Source organism: Blastococcus saxobsidens, from assembly GCF_010682065.1.
Lineage (GTDB): Bacteria > Actinomycetota > Actinomycetes > Mycobacteriales > Geodermatophilaceae > Blastococcus > Blastococcus saxobsidens_B.
Genome location: NZ_JAAGWG010000071.1, coordinates 1 through 764 on the forward strand (window position 1 = coordinate 1; position 764 = coordinate 764).

The 764-nt window shown below is 58.2% G+C and carries 1 rRNA gene; it reads left to right on the plus strand.

Features of this window, described 5'->3' with window-relative positions:
• A 23S ribosomal RNA gene (locus tag GCU60_RS19700) occupies nt 1-764 on the plus strand; the annotation flags it as partial.

Consider the following 764-nt stretch of genomic DNA (forward strand, 5'->3'; position numbering starts at 1 on the left):
CTACAAGCCGTGAGAGCCTTATCCACTTCGGTGGAGGGGTGATTGCGTGCCTTTTGAAGAATGAGCCTGCGAGTTAGCGGTACGTGGCGAGGTTAACCCGTGTGGGGTAGCCGTAGCGAAAGCGAGTCCGAACAGGGCGACATAGTCGCGTGCCCTAGACCCGAAGCCGAGTGATCTACCCATGGCCAGGTTGAAGCGCGGGTAAGACCGCGTGGAGGACCGAACCCACCAGGGTTGAAAACCTGGGGGATGAGCTGTGGGTAGGGGTGAAAGGCCAATCAAACTCGGTGATAGCTGGTTCTCCCCGAAATGCATTTAGGTGCAGCGTCACGTGTTTCTTGCCGGAGGTAGAGCACTGGATGGCCGATGGGCCCCACAAGGTTACTGACGTCAACCAAACTCCGAATGCCGGTAAGTGAGAGCGTGGCAGTGAGACTGCGGGCGATAAGGTTCGTAGTCGAGAGGGAAACAGCCCAGATCATCGGCTAAGGCCCCTAAGCGTGTGCTAAGTGGAAAAGGATGTGGGATCGCAGAGACAACCAGGAGGTTGGCTTAGAAGCAGCCACCCTTGAAAGAGTGCGTAATAGCTCACTGGTCAAGTGGTTCCGCGCCGACAATGTAGCGGGGCTCAAGCACACCGCCGAAGCCGTGGCATTCACACTTTTCCCGTCGCAGGTCTTGAATCTGCGGCCAGGTGTGTGGATGGGTAGGGGAGCGTCGTGTGGCGGTCGAAGCGGCGGAGTGATCCAGCCGTGGACGCCACA